Annotated in this window: 18 protein-coding genes; 10 read left to right on the top strand and 8 right to left on the bottom strand. The window is 73.1% G+C overall.

Going from position 1 to position 16,301, the window contains the following annotated elements:
• Positions 1 to 25: 25 nt before the first annotated feature.
• Complete coding sequence (locus ACFW3D_RS28665; protein WP_500508694.1) at positions 26 to 1,162, bottom strand: cupin domain-containing protein; 1,137 nt, start codon at positions 1,160 to 1,162, stop codon at positions 26 to 28.
• Between the two features lie 104 nt (positions 1,163 to 1,266).
• The gene (locus tag ACFW3D_RS28660; RefSeq protein ID WP_500508692.1) at positions 1,267 to 2,028 is read right to left on the bottom strand and encodes a 2,3-bisphosphoglycerate-dependent phosphoglycerate mutase; all 762 of its coding nucleotides are present in this window, start codon (positions 2,026 to 2,028) and stop codon (positions 1,267 to 1,269) included.
• A 142-nt stretch (positions 2,029 to 2,170) separates the two neighbouring features.
• Here ACFW3D_RS28660 and ACFW3D_RS28655 point away from each other — a divergent pair, with 142 nt between their 5' ends.
• The 5 genes from ACFW3D_RS28655 to ACFW3D_RS28635 all read left to right on the top strand — a co-directional run bounded on the left by ACFW3D_RS28655 (position 2,171) and on the right by ACFW3D_RS28635 (position 6,124).
• On the top strand, positions 2,171 to 2,494 hold the full coding sequence (locus tag ACFW3D_RS28655) for a 2Fe-2S iron-sulfur cluster-binding protein (RefSeq protein WP_500508689.1): 324 nt from the start codon (positions 2,171 to 2,173) through the stop codon (positions 2,492 to 2,494).
• A 96-nt stretch (positions 2,495 to 2,590) separates the two neighbouring features.
• Positions 2,591 to 3,877 (top strand): aromatic ring-hydroxylating dioxygenase subunit alpha, encoded by a 1,287-nt coding sequence (locus tag ACFW3D_RS28650; RefSeq protein ID WP_500508686.1) that lies wholly within the window; start codon positions 2,591 to 2,593, stop codon positions 3,875 to 3,877.
• Positions 3,878 to 3,953: 76 nt separating this feature from the next.
• Positions 3,954 to 4,379: a 3-methyl-2-oxobutanoate hydroxymethyltransferase gene (locus tag ACFW3D_RS28645; RefSeq protein WP_500508683.1), complete on the top strand. Its 426-nt coding sequence runs from the start codon at positions 3,954 to 3,956 to the stop codon at positions 4,377 to 4,379.
• A gap of 11 nt (positions 4,380 to 4,390) precedes the next feature.
• Positions 4,391 to 5,236: a 3-methyl-2-oxobutanoate hydroxymethyltransferase gene (locus tag ACFW3D_RS28640; protein WP_500508681.1), complete on the top strand. Its 846-nt coding sequence runs from the start codon at positions 4,391 to 4,393 to the stop codon at positions 5,234 to 5,236.
• A gap of 27 nt (positions 5,237 to 5,263) precedes the next feature.
• The gene (locus ACFW3D_RS28635; protein ID WP_500508679.1) at positions 5,264 to 6,124 is read left to right on the top strand and encodes an alpha/beta fold hydrolase; all 861 of its coding nucleotides are present in this window, start codon (positions 5,264 to 5,266) and stop codon (positions 6,122 to 6,124) included.
• Positions 6,125 to 6,312: 188 nt separating this feature from the next.
• On the opposite strand, the gene ACFW3D_RS28630 is transcribed toward ACFW3D_RS28635, so the two are convergent.
• Entirely contained in the window at positions 6,313 to 6,930 is a 618-nt protein-coding gene (locus ACFW3D_RS28630) for a hypothetical protein (RefSeq protein WP_500508678.1), read from the bottom strand.
• Here ACFW3D_RS28630 and ACFW3D_RS28625 point away from each other — a divergent pair.
• On the top strand, positions 6,929 to 7,108 hold the full coding sequence (locus ACFW3D_RS28625; RefSeq protein ID WP_500508676.1) for a hypothetical protein: 180 nt from the start codon (positions 6,929 to 6,931) through the stop codon (positions 7,106 to 7,108). The two genes, ACFW3D_RS28630 and ACFW3D_RS28625, sit on opposite strands and share 2 nt — an antisense overlap.
• On the opposite strand, the gene ACFW3D_RS28620 is transcribed toward ACFW3D_RS28625, so the two are convergent.
• From ACFW3D_RS28620 to ACFW3D_RS28610, 3 genes are all read right to left on the bottom strand, one after another.
• The gene (locus ACFW3D_RS28620; RefSeq protein WP_500508674.1) at positions 7,068 to 7,574 is read right to left on the bottom strand and encodes a hypothetical protein; all 507 of its coding nucleotides are present in this window, start codon (positions 7,572 to 7,574) and stop codon (positions 7,068 to 7,070) included. The genes ACFW3D_RS28625 and ACFW3D_RS28620 overlap by 41 nt on opposite strands.
• Positions 7,575 to 7,707: 133 nt before the next feature.
• The gene (gene rpiB, locus ACFW3D_RS28615; RefSeq protein WP_500508672.1) at positions 7,708 to 8,181 is read right to left on the bottom strand and encodes a ribose 5-phosphate isomerase B; all 474 of its coding nucleotides are present in this window, start codon (positions 8,179 to 8,181) and stop codon (positions 7,708 to 7,710) included.
• 22 nt (positions 8,182 to 8,203) lie between these two features.
• Positions 8,204 to 9,154, bottom strand: coding sequence for a substrate-binding domain-containing protein (locus tag ACFW3D_RS28610; RefSeq protein ID WP_500508670.1), 951 nt, complete (start codon positions 9,152 to 9,154; stop codon positions 8,204 to 8,206).
• Between the two features lie 108 nt (positions 9,155 to 9,262).
• Between ACFW3D_RS28610 and ACFW3D_RS28605 the strand changes: the two genes are divergently transcribed.
• The 4 genes from ACFW3D_RS28605 to ACFW3D_RS28590 are packed head-to-tail and all read left to right on the top strand — an operon-like array spanning position 9,263 to position 13,095.
• On the top strand, positions 9,263 to 10,378 hold the full coding sequence (locus ACFW3D_RS28605) for a zinc-dependent alcohol dehydrogenase (protein WP_500508668.1): 1,116 nt from the start codon (positions 9,263 to 9,265) through the stop codon (positions 10,376 to 10,378).
• Positions 10,375 to 11,076 (top strand): 4-carboxy-4-hydroxy-2-oxoadipate aldolase/oxaloacetate decarboxylase, encoded by a 702-nt coding sequence (locus ACFW3D_RS28600; protein ID WP_500508665.1) that lies wholly within the window; start codon positions 10,375 to 10,377, stop codon positions 11,074 to 11,076. The genes ACFW3D_RS28605 and ACFW3D_RS28600 overlap by 4 nt, the downstream gene beginning before the upstream one ends.
• On the top strand, positions 11,066 to 12,088 hold the full coding sequence (locus ACFW3D_RS28595) for an amidohydrolase family protein (RefSeq protein WP_500508663.1): 1,023 nt from the start codon (positions 11,066 to 11,068) through the stop codon (positions 12,086 to 12,088). The genes ACFW3D_RS28600 and ACFW3D_RS28595 overlap by 11 nt, the downstream gene beginning before the upstream one ends.
• Positions 12,089 to 12,096: 8 nt before the next feature.
• Positions 12,097 to 13,095 carry a substrate-binding domain-containing protein gene (locus ACFW3D_RS28590; RefSeq protein ID WP_500508660.1) on the top strand — a complete coding sequence of 333 codons (999 nt, stop codon included), beginning with the start codon at positions 12,097 to 12,099 and terminating at the stop codon, positions 13,093 to 13,095.
• A gap of 82 nt (positions 13,096 to 13,177) precedes the next feature.
• On the opposite strand, the gene ACFW3D_RS28585 is transcribed toward ACFW3D_RS28590, so the two are convergent.
• Positions 13,178 to 13,543 carry a protein-tyrosine phosphatase family protein gene (locus tag ACFW3D_RS28585; RefSeq protein WP_500508658.1) on the bottom strand — a complete coding sequence of 122 codons (366 nt, stop codon included), beginning with the start codon at positions 13,541 to 13,543 and terminating at the stop codon, positions 13,178 to 13,180.
• A 221-nt stretch (positions 13,544 to 13,764) separates the two neighbouring features.
• Positions 13,765 to 15,648, bottom strand: a complete 1,884-nt coding sequence (locus ACFW3D_RS28580; protein WP_500508656.1) for a sigma-70 family RNA polymerase sigma factor — start codon at positions 15,646 to 15,648, stop codon at positions 13,765 to 13,767.
• Positions 15,649 to 16,301: the final 653 nt, after the last annotated feature.

The following is a 16,301-nucleotide window of genomic DNA, read 5'->3' as shown; positions in this document are numbered from 1 at the left end:
TCCCGCTCCTTGGGTGCGTCGGTCGTCAGGCGGAGACGGATTCCCCGGTGGGCGCGGGCGGCAGGGTGGCCAGTTCCGCCTCGTACACGGCGTCCATCCGCGGCTCCATGCCGTGCTTGGACAACGCCTCGCGGAAGGTCTCGCGCACGTAGGACGACTCGTCGGCGTAGTCGATCTGGTCACCGCCGATACGCCGGCTGATCCAGGCCTTGGGTACGCCCTGGGCGTTCCGCACCGAGACCACCTCGTGCTTGAAGGCCAGGTAGCGGGCCGGTTCCGGGCCGGTGTTGAAGTGCTGGTGGAACCACATGTTGGGCGGCACGATCAGCGTGCCGGGACCCCACTCGTAGCGCCGCGGCTCCTCGCCCTCGGGCCACATCAGGCTGTAGCCCTCGCCCGAAAGGATGATCACGTGGGCGCCCGGGCCGTGCCGGTGGCCCTTCTTGTAGGTGGCGGTCGGGAACTGCGATATGTGGCTGTTCATCGAGCCCTTGGCCATGGCGAAGCGGATGTGGCCGCCGCCCGCGCCGCGCTCCTTCGCCTCGACCAGCGGCAGGTCGACCGCGTCCGCGACGAAGTTGGTGTCCAGCAGCAGGCCCTTCTGCTCGCCCTTGGGGGAGAAGTAGTCCGGCTCGCCGGCGAAGCGGTCGGTGAAGTCCCTGGGCGTGTGGAAGACGAAGTCGGCGTCCCCGTAGAGGTTGAGCACCGGCGGCAGGTTCGTGGAGGAGACGAAGCGTGCGGTCTTCCGGCCGGAGCCGTTGAAGTGCTGGTGGTGGGCGTTGAGCGGGATGGCGAAGATCGACCCGGCCTGCCACTCGAAGGTGACCTCGGCGCCGGCGTCGTTCCACACCCGCGTCGAGCCCTGTCCGTCGAGGACGAGGATCATCTCCTCGAACAGCTGCCGCTGCGGTGCCAGCCTCCCGCCCGCAGGGATCTCGCACACGTAGCAGTCGTTCGAGGTCCGGGTGGCCTCGTGGTTGATGAACACGCCCCGTCCGCCGCGCCGTTCCCACGGCTTCAGCTCGACCGTGCGCAGGTCGGGCACGTAGTGGGCGGCGATGATGTCCAGCCCCTCGGCGGCGACCCAGCGGGTGTACGGGGATTCCTTCTCCGTGGCGAACTTGGCCGCCAGGTTCTCGTTGACGATCGCGTCCTTGGCCATGCGTCGGCCCTTCGTGTTTCGGCTCTCACAGCACCGAGCGGGCTGCGTGGATGGGCTGGATGGGTGGCAGATTGGTAGAACCATAAGTCCACTGTGAAAGCCCGTCAACGCTGTGTCGCGGTCGGTTCGCGCCCCTGCCCGGCCACCTCCGCGGCGGCCTCGGCGGCACCCGGGCCGAGGTAGCGACCCCCGCGCACGAGCGGTCGCAGCCCCTCGTCCAGGCCGTAGACCAGCGGGTTCCCGGTCGGGATGTTCAGTGCCGTCACCTCCTCACGGCCGAGTCGGTCCAGGTGTGCGACCAGCGCCCGCAGGGAGTTGCTGTGGGCGACGATCAAGACCGTACGCCCGGCGCGGAGATCGGGCACGACCGCGTCGCGCCAGTGCGGCAGCAGGCGTGCCGTGACGTCCGCCAGCGACTCGGTGCGCGGCAGCAGGCCGGCCGGCAGGTGCGCGTAACGGGGATCGTCCGAGGTGTCCCAGGGGTCGCCCGGTGCGAGCGGGGGCGGGGTGCCGTCGTACGAGCGGCGCCAGTGCCGGAACCGCTCCTCGCCGTAGCGGCGCAGCGTCTCGTGCTTGTCGCGTCCCTGGAGCGCCCCGTAGTGACGTTCGTTCAGCCGCCAGTGCTGCGTGGCCGGTACGCCGGGGCGGCCCGACGCCATCGCGGTGAGCGTGCCGGTGCGCACCGCCCGGGTCAGCACCGAGGTGTGCAGCGCGTCCGGGAGCAGCCCCGCCTCGCGCAGCAACCGGCCGCTGCGCCGCGCCTGTTCCTCGCCGTGTGCCGTCAGGCCGACGTCGACCCAGCCGGTGAACCGGTTCTCCGCGTTCCATTCGCTCTCGCCGTGACGGAGCAGGATCAGTGTCCGCATGGCGCCGATTGTGGCCCGTGCGACGGTCCCTTGTTTCGTTCTCACGGCATCTGGTCTAATGGACAGACCATGAACCGATGGCCATGGCCCTTCGGCCTGTCCATCGCTTCGGCAATGTCCCACCACGAGAGAAAGAGGGACCGTGCCCAAGGTGATCTTCGTCGGCAGTGACGGTCCCGAATACACCGTCGACGCGGCGCTCGGTGACTCGGTCATGTCGGCCGCGGTCAGGAACGGTGTCCCCGGGATCGTCGCGGAATGCGGCGGCAATCAGTCCTGCGCGACCTGCCATGTGTGGGTCCGTGAGGAGTTCGCGGCCCTGGTCGGCCCGCCCGGTGAGATGGAGGACGACCTCCTCGACCTCGCCGTCGAGGAACGGCGCGGCACCAGCCGGCTGGCCTGCCAGATCCGCGTCACGCAGGACCTCGGCGGACTGACCGTCGACATCCCCCCGCAGCAGCCCTGACCGGCCCGGCCGGCCCTCCCGGCCGGCGCTGCCGCACCGCACGCTCACCCACCGATCCGCCGCCGTCCGGCGGTCAGTTCCGAAAGGGAAACGGCCGTGCTCAGAAAAGACATCAACGAGCTGCTCACGCAGACCGGCCCCGGCACGCCCATGGGCGAGCTGTTCCGGCAGTACTGGATCCCCGCGCTGCTCGCCGAGGAACTGCCCGAGGACGACTGCCCGCCGGTGCGCGTGAAGCTGCTGTCGGAACGCATGGTCGCCTTCCGCGACAGCGAGGGACGCTACGGCCTGATCGACGAGTTCTGCGCCCACCGCGGCGCCTCCCTCTGGTTCGGCCGCAACGAGGGCTCCGGGCTGCGCTGCCCGTACCACGGCTGGAAGTACGACGTCACCGGTCAGTGCATCGAGGTGCCCTCCGAGGCCGACAACAGCAGCTTCTGCCAGAACGTCCAGCTCACCTCGTACCCGCTGGTCAGGATCGGCGACGTGTTGTGGACGTACATGGGCGACAAGGCCACCCAGCCGCCGCTGCCCGAGTTCGAGTGGTGCCACGTGCCGGCCGAGCAGACCTACACCTCCAAGCGCTTGCAGCAGTGCAACTGGCTGCAGGCCTTCGAGGGCGGCATCGACTCCAGCCACGTGACGTTCCTGCACTCCGGCGGACTGAAGACCGATCCGCTGTTCAAGGGCGCCAAGGGCAACGAGTACAACATGAAGGACACCAAGCCCTTCTTCGAGGTCGCCGACAGCGACGGCGGACTCTTCGTCGGCGCCCGCCGCAACGCCGAGGACGGCACCTACTACTGGCGCATCACCCCTTGGGTGATGCCGGCGTTCACGATGGTGCCGCCGCGCGGCGACCACCCCGTGCACGGCCACTTCTGGGTGCCGATCGACGACGAGAACTGCTGGACCTACTCCTTCGACTACCACCCCGTCCGCGCGCTCACCGGCACCGAGCGGCAGGCGATGGCCGACGGCCACGGCGTCCACAGCAAGAACATCCCCGGCACCTACCGGCCCGTCGCCAACATGGACAACGACTACCTGATCGACCGTGCGGCCCAGCGCCGCGGCGACACCTACTCCGGCGTCGCCGGGATCGCCATGCAGGACGCCTCGCTCCAGGAGAGCATGGGCCCGATCGTCGACCGCACCCGCGAGCGGCTCGTCCCCGCCGACAGCGGGATCATCAAGGCCCGCCAGAAGCTCCGCAAGGCCGCGCTCGCCCTGCGGGACGAGGGCGCGACGCCGCCCGGGGTCGACCCCGCGCACCACAAGGTCCGCTCGGCGGCGGTGGTCCTGCCGCAGGCCGAGTCCTTTCTCGACTCCTGCCGCGACGCGGTCAAGGTCACCCCCGGCGTCCCCCAGGCCTCGGTCTGACATGGCGGCGCCCACCGTGTACCCGAGCGAGAGCGCCCGGGCGGCCTCCGCGGGCGAGTCCCGGTTCAGGATCCGTGTGCCCATCGCGCCGGCCCGTGCCGCCCGGGTCATCGGGCTGGACGGCCGGGCGACCGCCGTCGCCCGCCGGCTGGCCGAACACCCCTGGGCCCACGCCCGGTTCTACACCGGCGGTGGCCCCGGGCCGGACGGCACCGGCGACCCGCTGCTGCACGCGCTCGACGGCACGCGCGTGCCGCTGCCCGCAGTCCTGGACGGCAGCGACGTCGTCGTCGTCCTCGCCACCGAGGACGGGGGCCGGGACACGGCCGCGGCCATCGGCCGCTTCTGCTGGCGGCACGGCATCACCACCGCGGGCGTCGTGCTCGGCGACGGCTTCGAGGCCGACGACGCCGTCTCGGCGCTGCGCCCCTACGCGCGGGTGCTGATGCTGTCCGCCGACGAGAGCGACGTCTTCGAACTGCTCACCGCACTCAGGGTCTAGGAGGACGTGGCATGCCCGGCAAGACCAGCCTGCGTGATCTGCGGCGCATGAAGGAGGAGGGCCGCAAGATCGTCGGCGTCGTCGCCTGGGACCACCAGATGGCGCGCATCGTGGACCGGGCCGAGGTCGACCTGGTCTCCGTCGGCGACACGGTCGGGGTGAACCTGTGGGGGCACGCCAACCCCCTCGAGATCACGATGGACGAGATGATCGTGGTCACCAAGGCCGTCCGGCGGGGCGTCAGCAGGGCACTGCTCAGCGCCGACTTCCCCTTCGGCCCGCTCCAGGAGGGCACCGCCGGCGCCGTACGGGCCGCCGTCCGCTTCGTGAAGGAGGCCGGCGTCGACATGGTCAAGCTCGACGCCGCCCCGGACTTCCTCGAGTCGGTGGAGGCCATCACCCGCGCCGGCATTCCGGTGTTCGCCCAGTTCGGCATCACGCCGCAGACCGCGCTGCGCTATGGGGTCGCGTACCGGGCTGTCCCCTCGGCCGCCGACCAGGTGCCGGAGGAGATGACGGACGCCCTCGTCGCCGAGGCCAGACGGCTCGAGGAGGCGGGCGCCGCGCTGCTCAACTTCACCAACTCCGGCCCCGTCGTCGGCGCCGCCGTCGCCGCCGCCGTCTCGGTCCCGGTCCTCGGCGGCTTCGGCGGCGGCCCCTGGCTCGACGGCCGGATGCGGATGGCCCACGCGGCCATCGGCTATTCCGCGGACGCCATCGACGACCCGCCCGACACCTACGCCAACGTCGCCGCCGTCACGCTCGACGCGATCACCGCGTACGCGGCGGACGTCCGCGCGGCCCGGCAGATCGCCGGCGGCATCCCCGTGCCGCCCGCTGTCCCGCCCGCCGGCTGACCCGCACCACCGAGAGGACCACCGCCCATGCCCACCGCCGTCATCGACGGGATCCCCACGCGTTATGAGACGGCCGGTTTCGGGCCGCCGCTGCTGATGTTCTCGCCCGGTGGCTTCGACTCCAGTCTGGAGGGCTGGCGGACGGTCGGCGTGTACCGGAGGCTGCGGCTGCTCGACCGGCTCACCGAGCGGTACACCTGCATCACCTTCGACCGGCGCGAGTCCGGGCGCTCCGGCGGCCGGATCGAGCGCCTGTCCTGGGCGGCCTACGCCGCCCAGGGCCGCGGCCTCCTCGACCACCTCGGTATCGAACGGGCCCACCTGATGGGCGGCTGCGTCGGCTGCTCGACCGCGGCCGCGCTCGCGGTGGCCCACCCGGAACGGGTGCTCGGCATGGTGCTGTACTCCCCGGCGGGCGGGGTCAAGTACCGCATGAAGCAGCACGCCCGCTTCGAGCGGCACCTGGCGTACGCGGCGGAGCACGGGCTCGGCGGGGTCGTCGACCTCGCCGGGACGACCGGCGCCGGCTTCACCGACGACCCCCGCGTCGGGCCGTGGGCCCATGTCATCCGCGGCGAACCGGAGTTCGCCGACGCCTACGCCCGCACCGACCCCGAGCGGTACCGGGTGGCCGTCGCCGGCTCGGCCCGGCTGCTCTTCGACCGCGACACGGTCCCCGGCCCCGAGCCCGAGGACCTGCTCCTGCTCGACGTGCCGACCCTGATCGTCCCCGGCCAGGACGACTCCCACGCGCCCTCCGCGGCCCGCTACCTCCAGGAGTGCCTGCCGCGCGCGGAGTTCTGGGACGTCCCGGTCGCGGAGCAGACGGAGGTGACGGCGGCGGACCGGGTGCTGGCCTTCCTGGGCGGCGCGGGGGACGGCGGCTGACGGCCGCGCACGTGCACGGACGAGTGCCGGCCGCTGCGGTGCCGGGGGCGTTGCGGGTCCTCGGCGCGGGAGGTGGTGGCGGGGGAGCGGGTGCTCGAGTTCGTGGCGACCGCATGGCCTGGCTTCCCGGCGCGGGCCGTGGCCGGGGCCGGCCTCCCCGCGGACCCCACCCGGCCGCTGGTCCGTGCTCAGCGGCGCAGCAGGCGGCGGCTGACGGCGGCGCAGATCGCGATGAGCAGCGTGGCGAAGCCGAGAAGCGCCAGTCGCTGCGAGACGTAGAGCGTGCCGACGCCGAGCCCGAGGACGGGCACCGCCAGGCCGATGTGCGCGGCCAGGAACAGGCCCGCGAGGGCCTCGCCGCGGCGGTGCGGCTCCGCGAGGGAGACCACCGTGGAGACGGTGCCCTTGAAGAGCACCCCGGCACCGGCACCGGCGGCCATGCCGCCCGCCACGAACAGGCCGAGGCTCGGCAGCCACACGGCCGCGGTCACGGCCGCCAGGCCCGCCGCCATCGACGCGAGGCCGGTCGCCAGCTGAAGCCGGGCGGTGACCCGCAGCAGCAGCGCCTGCGCGCCGGCCGCGGAACCGAAGACCAGGAACGGCACCAGACCGGCCAGCGCGCGCGACGGCTGGTGCAGCGTACCGGCGACGAACGCCGGCCCCAGCGAGGTGAACAGGCCCAGCACCGCGAAGGCCGCCAGCGTCGCCCCGCAGGCGGCGAAGAACGCGGGGCGCGTCGCCGCGGGCACCGAGACGCGCTGCGGCCGGTAGGCCGGCGTCCGGCAGGGCCTGGGCGTCGCCCTCATGCCCTCCTTCGCGGTCGCCGCGGGCGACCCGGGCGTGCGGGTGCGCCCCGTCGCGGGCGCACCCCTCGAATGGTCGATGGGCGTCGCCTACTCCTCGGTGCGCCGGCCCGGCGCCGCGCTGACGGCGCTGCTCGCGCTCATCGCGGAATTCGTACGCGTCCCGCCCGGAGCCCCGTGAGGACGGCAGTGGTGACCAGGGCGTACGCCACGTGCGGCACGATGTCGGAGATCCAGTCCGAGCGCGACCAGGTGCGCGGATCGGTCACCCGCAGCACGGTCATCGGGCCGTTGGTGCCGATCAGCGCGCCCACGGTCGCCGTCGCCGTCAGCACGACGGTCGCCGGCCGCCAGCCGCAGCCCAGGGCCAGTCCCAGCGTCGCGCCCATGCCGGCCCCGGCCGCGATGCCGGTGAGGGCGCCCAGGGACGAGATGCGGTTGCGGCGGGCGCTGTCGTCACCGGGGATCGGCACGTGCGTGGTCTCGGAGAGCCGCTCGACGGTCGCCGCCGGGGCGGAGCTGGCGGCCCGGCCGCGCAGCAGCATGTCCAGGTAGCCCACGGTGTTGAGGGCGGTCGTGCCCGCCGCGCCCGCGGCCGCCCCGCACAGCACGCCGTGCGCGGGCCCGAAGCCGCCGCGGCCGGTCACGGGATCACCGGGCCACGGGGAGGCGCGCCGTCGCGCCAGGGGGAGGGAGTGCGGGTCGTCGCCTGCATACCTTCCAGTAACGCGCCGGACCGCGCGCCGCGCCACCGGAACCGGGGCCCTGCTCGCCGCGTGGTCAGGCCCCCGGGGATCCCGGCACGGTGGGGGAGGAGCGCTGTTCGAGCGCCGCGATCTGCTCGACGCGGCGCTGGTGCACCCCGCCCTTGAACGGGGTCTCCAGCCAGGCCGCCACGATCTCCTCGGCCAAGTCGGCGGTGAGCACCATCGCCGCCAGCACGAGCACGTTGGAGTCGTTGTTGCCCCGCGAGATGCTGGCGCTCCACACGTCGTGGCACAGGCCGGCCCGGATGCCGGCGATCTTGTTGCAGGCGACGGTCTCCCCCAGGCCGCTGCCGCCCAGGACGATGCCGCGGTCGGCCGCACCGGCGACCACCCGGTCGCAGACGTCCGCGCAGAGCGGCGGGTAGTCGACGGTGTCGGCGCTGTGGCTGCCGCGGTCGTCGACGGTGTGGCCGCGGTCGCTGAGCCATGCCGTCAGCCGGGCCTTCAGGGCGACCCCGTTGTGGTCGCCGGCGATGGCGATGCGCATCGTGTCTCCCTCTTCGCGGACGTCAGGCCGTCAGATCGCGGGTGGTCTCGGCGAAGAGGCCGTCCAGCGGCACCGCACGGTCGAGGATGCGCTGGTCGACGGCGTGCCGCAGCAGCTCCTCCAGCACCGCACGGTTGGGTTCGATGCCGTACGGCAGCGGGTCGGCGCCGGTGGTCTCCATGACCCGCCGGTACATGCGGTCCGTCGCCGTGACGGAGCCGAGGGTGTCGTGCCGCAGCCGCTCGACGTAGTGCAGCTTGGCGCGGGCGAAGGCGTCGAAGACCTCGGCGCCCAGTTCGGGCCGTGCGGCGAGGAGTTCGTCCTTGACGACGACGAGGTGGTTGACCGGATAGAGGCCGCGCTCGCGCAGGGCGGTGAAGCCCGCCTCCTGCGGGTCGGGGATCAGCGGCGCGAGCGCGGGCGATTGCGGGGCCGGTCCGATCACCGCGGCGAGTTCACCGGCGAGCAGCATCTCCTCCAGCGAGCGGCCCGGCTCCATGGGGATGACGTTGGAGGGCGGCCGGTAGCCGGCCACGTGCTCGTCGCCGGAGAGCACCCAGGTCACCCGGCTGAGGTCGACGCCGTGCTCGTCGCGCAGGACGGCCCGCGCCCACACGCCCGTGGTGACGGTGTAGCCGCGGCTCACACCGACCCGGCGGCCCTCCAGGTCCTTGGGCCCGCTCACGTCCGAGGCGGGGTCGTGGTGGATCGCGCCGTGGTGGAAGCCCCGGACGAGGAAGGCGGGGACGGCGGTGAACCGCGCGCCGTGTGCCTTCGCCACCAGGTAGGTGGTGAGCGCCATCTCGCTGATGTCGAACTCCAGCCCGCGGACCATGCGCCGGAAGGCGTGGACGAGGACGGGCACCTCCTCGAAGTCGAAGCGGAAGCCGCGCGGGGGCACCGCGCCGGTCTTGAGTGCCTCGTTGTTGCCCTGGGTGCGCGTGACCGTCCTGAGCCGCGGTGTCCCGTCCATGCCGTCTGCCCTCCTGACGCTTCCTGACGACGAGAAAGGTACCATGGTCAGACCATAAGGCCATAGACTAAGGTGCCACGCGAACAGCCCCCGACACAAGGAGAGGCCATGGCGGAAAAGGTGCTGGCGGCGGTCAGGACGGGCCCGGGCACGACCGAGCTGCGCGAGTTCGCGATGCCCGAGGTCCCCGACGACGGAGCCCTGTTGAAGGTCGAGGTCGCGGGAATCTGCGGCACCGACGTGAAGATGTACCGCAAGCCGCCGTTCGCCGGCCCCGTGATCATGGGGCACGAGAACGTCGGCGTCATCGCACGGGCGGGCCGCGCCTTCACCGAGCGCAAGGGCCTGCGGGAGGGCGACCGGGTCTTCGTCGAGCACTACGTCGGCTGCTTCCGCTGCGAATGGTGCCACCGCGGCGAGTACCGGCACTGCGAGGCCACCGACTGGCGCACCAACCCCGACGCCCGCCGCTACGGCTACACCTCGGCCGACAACCCCTACCACCTGTGGGGCGGCTTCGCGCAGTACCTCTACCTGCCGTGGAACTCCGTGACCCACCGCGTCCCCGACGGGGTCTCGGCCGAACTCGCCGGCCTGGTCACCCCGTTGTCCAACGGCATCGAATGGGCCCTGGTCACTGCCGGCGTCGGCTATGCCTCGACCGTCCTCATCCAGGGCCCCGGACAGCAGGGCCTGTCCCAGGTCGTCGCCTGCAGGCAGGCCGGCGCTTCCACCGTGATCGTCACCGGCACCACCCGCGATGCCGCGCGGCTCTCCCTCGCCCGCGAACTCGGCGCCGACCACGTCGTCGACGTCCAGCGGGAGGACGCCCTCACCCGCGTGCTGGAGATCACCGGCGGCCGCGGCGTCGACGTGGTCCTCGACTGCACCGCGGGCGCCGGCACGGCACCCGTACTCCTCGGCATCGACGCGCTCAAGCGGCGCGAGGGCGTCATGGTGGTCCAGGGCGAACTCGCCGCCTTCCCCGACTTCCCGATGAAGAAGCTCACCGAGAAGTCCATCAGCCTCAAGAGCGCCCGCGGCCACAGCCACCGCTCCTGCGAACTCGCCCTCGAACAGCTCGCGTCCGGCCGCTTCCCGCTGGAGAAGCTGAGCACCCACAGCTTCCCGCTCGCCGAGACCGACCGCGCCATCAGGACCGTCGGGGGCGAGGACGGCGCGGACGCCGTGCACGTCTCCCTGCTGCCGTGGGCGGCGGCATGAGCGTCGTCGTCCGCAACCCCCGCCGCGCCGACCGCGCCGGCGTCGACGCCCTCGCCGCGTACGGGGTCGCCACCGTCCACGAGGCCCAGGGCCGCACCGGGCTGCTCTCCCCACGGCTGCGCCCCGTCTGGGCGGGCGCGCACATCGCCGGCACCGCGGTCACCGTCGCCGTCCCGCCGGGCGACAACTGGATGATCCACGTCGCGGTCGAGCAGTGCCGCGACGGCGACGTCCTCGTCGTCGCCCCCACCTCCCCCTCGGAGGCCGGATACTTCGGTGATCTGCTCGCCACCTCCGCCGCCGCCCGTGGCGTGCGCGGACTCGTCATCGACGCCGGCTGCCGCGACGTCGCCGACCTGCGGCGGATGGGCTTCCCCGTCTGGGCACGGCACATCAGCGCCTTCGGCACCGTCAAGGAGACCCTCGGCGACGTCAACCTCCCCGTGGTGTGCGCCGGGCAGCACGTCGCCCCCGGAGACGTGATCGTCGCCGACGACGACGGCGTGGTCGTCGTCCCCCGGCTGCGCGCCGCCGCCGTCCTGGCGGCCTGCCGCTCCCGCGAGGAGAAGGAGGCCGGCACTCGCGAGCGCTACGCGAACGGCGAACTCGGCCTCGACGTGAACGCCATGCGCGACCGCCTCGCCCGGAAGGGCCTGACCTACGTCGACGCCGACCAGGAGACCACCGGTGATCATTGACGTCCACGGCCACTACACCACCGCCCCGCCCGCGCACCAGGCGTACCGCGACGCGCAGCTCGCCCGGCTCCGCGACCCCGCGCTACCCGCCCCGGCGCCCCCCGCCATCAGTGACGACGCAGTCCGCGAGAGCATCGGGAACCACCAGCTCAAGCTGCTCCGCGAACGCGGCGCCGACCTCATGCTCCTCTCCCCGAAGGCCTCCGGGATGGAGCACCACGTCCCCGACCCGGCCACCGCCCGCGACTGGGCCCGCGTGAACAACGACCTCGTCCACCGCGTCACCGCCCTCTTCCCCCGGCACTTCGCCGGGGTGTGTCAGCTGCCCCAGACCCCCGGCGGTCCGCTCGACGACGCCGTCGCCGAACTGCGCCGCTGCGTCACCGGCCTCGGGTTCGTCGGCTGCAACCTCAACCCCGACCCCTCGGGCGGCCACTGGACCTCGCCGCCGCTCACCGACCCGTACTGGTACCCCCTCTACGAGGCCATGACCGAGCTGGACGTCCCCGCGATGATCCACGTCTCGGCCTCCTGCAACCCCAGCTTCCACGCGCTCGGCGCGCACTACCTCAACGCCGACACCTCCGCCTTCATGCAGTTCGTGGAGGGCGACCTCTTCGCGCGCTTCCCCGCGCTGCGCTTCGTCGTCCCCCACGGCGGCGGCGCCGTCCCCTACCACTGGGGCCGCTACCGGGGCCTGGCCGTCCGGCTCGGCCGCCCCGACCCAGCCGAACACGTCATGAAGAACGTCTGGTTCGACACCTGCGTCTACCACCAGCCCGGCATCGACCTGCTGCACCGGGTCGTGGACACCGGCAACATCCTCTTCGCCTCGGAGATGCTCGGCGCCGTCCGCGGCGTCGACCCCGACTCCGGCATCGCCTGGGACGACACCAAGCGGTACGTCGACCGGGCCGGCCTCACCGACGAACAACTGCGCAAGGTCTACGAGGGCAACGCCCGGCGCGTCTACCCGCGCCTGGACGCCCGGCTCACAGCGGAAGGCAGGTAGCCCGCACCATGGCCCGACTGCACCTCACCTTCGCCTGCGGCGACTACGACCGCACCCGCGCCCTGGAGGAGGGCACGATCCGCCCCGACGGCGTCGACCTGACCTACCTGCGGCTGCCCGTGGAAGAGACCTTCTTCCGGATGATGCGGCACCGCGAGTTCGAGGTCGCCGAGATGTCGCTCTCCTCGTACGTCCTGTCCCTGGGCGACGGCACCGAGCCCTCGCCCTTCGTGGCCCTGCCGGTCTTCACCTCCCGCATGTTCCGGCACGGCGCCCTGTACTGCCACACCGGTTCCGGCATCAGCGGCCCCGAGGACCTGCGAGGCAAGCGCGTCGGCACCCCGGAGTTCCAGCTCACCGCCTGCGTGTGGATGCGCGGCATCCTCGCCGACCGGCACGGCGTGCCCTTCGACTCCGTCACCTATGTCACGGGTGGCCAGGAGACCCCCGGCCGCGTCGAGAAGGCCGCGGTCGACCTCCCCGGCACGGTGCGGGTCGAGCGCGTCGGCCAGGGCCGCACCCTCTCCGAGCTCCTCGCCTCCGGAGAGATCGACGCCCTGTGCACCCCGCGCGTCCCCGGCCCCTTCACCGCCGGCGACCCCCGGGTGCGCCGGGTCTTCCCCGACGTCGTCGCCGCGGAGAAGGAGTACCACACGGCGACGGGGATCTTCCCGATCATGCACGTGGTCGTCGTCCGCCGAGACGTGTACGAGCGTCACCGCTGGGTCGCCCAGTCCCTCTACAAGGCACTGCTCGCCGCCAAGGACGCCGCCTACGCCAACCTCTACGACACCTCGGCGCTGCGCTTCATGCTGCCCTGGCTCACCCCTCAACTGGAGGAGGCCCGCGCCCTCCTGGGCCGCGACTACTGGTCGTACGGTCTCGACGCCAACCACGACACCCTCGCCACCTTCCTGCGCTACCACCACGAGCAGGGGCTCTCCGGCCGCCGCTGGACCCCGGAGGAGCTCTTCGCCCCGGAGTCGCTGGAGGCTGCGGTCATCTGAGCGTGGGGTCCAGCCCCGTCAGCAGGCGCGCCACGTCCAGGCCCGCGGTGAGGTACTCCACGAAGGTCCCGTTGTTCAGCGCTCACGGCGAGCGCCGCTCCCGGACGAGCGCGACGGCGGCGGTCACCTTGCGGCCGTTCTCCGCGAGCGCCTGCGCCACGACCAGCCCGGAACGGTTGTAGCCGGAGTGACAGCGCACCAGGGTGCGGCGCCCGTCCCGCACGGCCCCGACGACCGTGCGGGCGAGCCGCTGCACCACCTCGATCTGCCCCGGGGCGAGCGGCCCGTCCGGGATCTCGGCCACGATGTGCTCCACGCCGGGCGGCGGGCCGTGCCCGGAGCGGGTGAACAGACTGACGACGAGGCCGAACTCGTCACCCACCACCGCCGGGTGCAGCTCGCCCCGTGGGCCGGTCCAGTAGCGCCCGCCCATCCACAGCCCCGGCACGACCTCGTTCCACGCCGCGCCCGGCCCGGGGACGTCACGATCCTACTGACGCGTCCTCATGCCCCACCCCTCCGGTTCCCCAACGGTCCCCGTCCGGACGGAGGTTCCCCTTCTCGGGGAACGGCTGCATGAACCCGCCCCGCCCGGGAACCCGAGCAGTACGGCCGCGCCTGCGACTACCCACCCCCCCGGTCGCCGGCGCGGCCATCATCCGAGGCCGCTCAGCCGGCCGCCTGGAATGCGCGGCCCGCCGGGGTCGTGTGCGTACCGTCGGTGAACAGGCCGCTGCTCGGGCGGGCCGGGTCGGCGCCGAGGCCGAACCAGGCGTAACGCTGTACGTAGGGGAGCGCCTCCAGGGCCTTGGTGGATGCCGTGACGAAGGCGGCCTGCTGGTCCGGGGTGGGGAAACGGGTGCCCTGGGAGAAGTCGATCAGGGCGTACTCGGTCAGCCAGATCGGCTTGTGGTAGCGCTGGTGGACAGCCTCCAGATAGGACGTCAGCTGGGACACGGCCTCCGCGGTGCGGAAGTCGCCCCCGTACCAGTGGAGCGTGACGAAGTCGACCCGATAGCCCTTGGCCTCGGCCCCCGACATGAAGCGGTCGAGCCAGCCGCCCGGGGTTGCGCCGTTCGTGGCGACAGCCGGGCTGCCGAGGATCCGTCCGGCCTCCATCAGTCGCGGCCACAGCGTCAGGGCCTGCTCCACCGACATGTTCGACTGCTGGGACATGTCGGGCTCGTTGAAGCCGAGCAGGTACGGGCCCTGTGCCTTCGCCCGGGCCAGTGAGTCCGCGGTGACGGACGCGGGGCCCCAGATCATGGGGACGAACCGGCCCGACGGTGGCGAGGCGACGTCCTGGTGGCCCGTGGACCACGTGTAGTACCAGCTCGCGCCGGACGAGGCGAGGGCCTTGCCCACGCCGGGGAAGGTCCACACCCCGACGCCCTTCTTGCCGGACGAGGCGACCCGCACCGCGGGTGCCTGCCGCGTCGGCTTCGGTGACGCGGCCTTCTTCGTGGGCTTCTTGGAGGGGCTCGGCGAGGCGGACGGGCTGGGGGAGCGGGGCGAGGGCGTGACCGTTTCCGTGACGGCCGGTGCGGAGGCGGCGGGGAGCGCGTCCGCTTCCGGCGCCGGCGCCGGACCGTTCATCAGCCGCGCGGCCACCAGCGCCGCGGCCACCACCGCCGCGACGGCCGCCCCGCCGAGTACGGGGGTGCGCACTCCGCGCGGAGCGGCCCGGTGAGCGCCGCGCACGGCCGGGCGGGGCACCGGCGCCGGCCCGGTCGCGCCCTGCCCGGTCACGGTGGCGACCACCAGGCCCGGGTCGAGCGCCGGGGGCGGCGCCAGCAGCGGCAGCCCGCTGAGCAGCCGGTCCATGGGGAGCAGGCCCTGCTCCATCCCACCGCAGACACCGCACCCGCGGATGTGCCGCGCGAACCGCTTGCGCCACAGCGGACTCGGCGCACCGTCCCAGGTGGCGGCCGTCGCCCGCAGCTCTCCGCAGCCGGGCGTGGCGCCCAGCGCCCGGACGACGACGCGGGAGGCCTCCATCTGTTTTTTCATGCGCTGCACCCGCACCGCCGCGTGCCGGTCCGACAGGCCCAGCGCGGAGGCCAGTTCGGCCCGGTCCAGCTCCCCGGTCCCCTCCAGCCACCACAGCGCAAGCAGCTCCCGGTCGTCCTCGTCGAGCCACCGGGTGGCCTCGGCGACCTCACGCCGCTGCTCGGTGAGCCCGAGGCGCAGGATCGTCAGCCCCGCGAAGTCCAGGGCCGGGTCCGGTATGCGCTCGGCGTCCTCCAGTACGGCGCTGCGGTGCCGCGCAACGGCACGGTCCCGCTCACGGTCGCGGACCTGCCGGATCGTGATCGCCACCAGCCAGGACCGGAACGCCGACGGGTCCCGAAGCTCCGAAAGCCCCCGCACCATGCGCAACAGCGTCTCCTGTACGACGTCGTCCACGTCGGCATGGCCGTTCAGCGCCCGTCCGACGATGTTGTAGACCAGCGGCAGGCACTCGGCCACCAGCCGGTCGAGGGCCTGCCGGTCGCCCGAGCGTGCCGCCACCACCACCCCGGCGCCGGGTCCGCTCCGGTGCGTCTTGCGCATGTGGCCCCACTCTTCCCTACTTGGTCTCGCTGTCCACGACCGCGCGGCCGCCCCGGCGACCGCGATGCCTCCACGTACAGGAGACGGGCGGCCCGCGCCCGGACAACAGAAATCCGCGAGGTCCGTCCGCGGATTTGTGTTGTCCACCGGTGGTCCCTGCGGTCCCCGATACGTGCGCACGCACCAGCCGAGGACGAGGAAGGCACAAGAATGGCACGACACAGCCGGAACGGAACCGGAACCGGAACCGGACCCAGGCCGGTCCGGGGACGGTGGGCAGCCGTCGCGGTGCTCGTGGGTACCGGGATCGTCGTCACGGCGCTGATCGCCGGCGGGGCGCTGGCACCGTTCCGCCCCGGCCGTGCGCCGGCCGGAGGCGAGTACGGTACGACCGCGGCCCATGGCGCCCCCGCGGCCCCCTCACGCGAGGCGCGCCCGTCCGCGTCGCCCTCGGCGACGTCGCGTCCTTCGCCGAGCGCCCGCCCCTCGGCGACCCGCCGGCCGAAGCCCGGCACTTCGGGGACCACCACCCCCGGGGGCCCGGGGGGGGCCGCCCCCCCCCCCTCACGGCCCCACCGGGGGGACCGCGGGCCCCGCCGGGGGGGGGGGGGCTCCCACCCCACGCCCCCCTCTTCCCGTGCGCCGTACGGGCG

It is taken from the genome of Streptomyces sp. NPDC058864 (assembly GCF_042742985.1).
GTDB lineage: Bacteria > Actinomycetota > Actinomycetes > Streptomycetales > Streptomycetaceae > Actinacidiphila.
This window is presented reverse-complemented; position numbering and strand designations above follow the sequence as displayed.

Bases quoted from the DNA above. Each gene is read 5' to 3' on its own strand.
- ACFW3D_RS28665 (WP_500508694.1), bottom strand. From the start codon at position 1,162: ATGGCCAAGGACGCGATCGTCAACGAGAACCTGGCGGCCAAGTTCGCC.
- ACFW3D_RS28660 (WP_500508692.1), bottom strand. From the start codon at position 2,028: ATGCGGACACTGATCCTGCTCCGTCACGGCGAGAGCGAATGGAACGCG.
- ACFW3D_RS28640 (WP_500508681.1), top strand. From the start codon at position 4,391: ATGCCCGGCAAGACCAGCCTGCGTGATCTGCGGCGCATGAAGGAGGAG.
- ACFW3D_RS28635 (WP_500508679.1), top strand. From the start codon at position 5,264: ATGCCCACCGCCGTCATCGACGGGATCCCCACGCGTTATGAGACGGCC.
- ACFW3D_RS28625 (WP_500508676.1), top strand. From the start codon at position 6,929: ATGCCCTCCTTCGCGGTCGCCGCGGGCGACCCGGGCGTGCGGGTGCGC.
- ACFW3D_RS28630 (WP_500508678.1), bottom strand. From the start codon at position 6,930: ATGAGGGCGACGCCCAGGCCCTGCCGGACGCCGGCCTACCGGCCGCAG.
- rpiB (WP_500508672.1), bottom strand. From the start codon at position 8,181: ATGCGCATCGCCATCGCCGGCGACCACAACGGGGTCGCCCTGAAGGCC.
- ACFW3D_RS28610 (WP_500508670.1), bottom strand. From the start codon at position 9,154: ATGGACGGGACACCGCGGCTCAGGACGGTCACGCGCACCCAGGGCAAC.
- ACFW3D_RS28605 (WP_500508668.1), top strand. From the start codon at position 9,263: ATGGCGGAAAAGGTGCTGGCGGCGGTCAGGACGGGCCCGGGCACGACC.
- ACFW3D_RS28600 (WP_500508665.1), top strand. From the start codon at position 10,375: ATGAGCGTCGTCGTCCGCAACCCCCGCCGCGCCGACCGCGCCGGCGTC.
- ACFW3D_RS28590 (WP_500508660.1), top strand. From the start codon at position 12,097: ATGGCCCGACTGCACCTCACCTTCGCCTGCGGCGACTACGACCGCACC.
- ACFW3D_RS28580 (WP_500508656.1), bottom strand. From the start codon at position 15,648: ATGCGCAAGACGCACCGGAGCGGACCCGGCGCCGGGGTGGTGGTGGCG.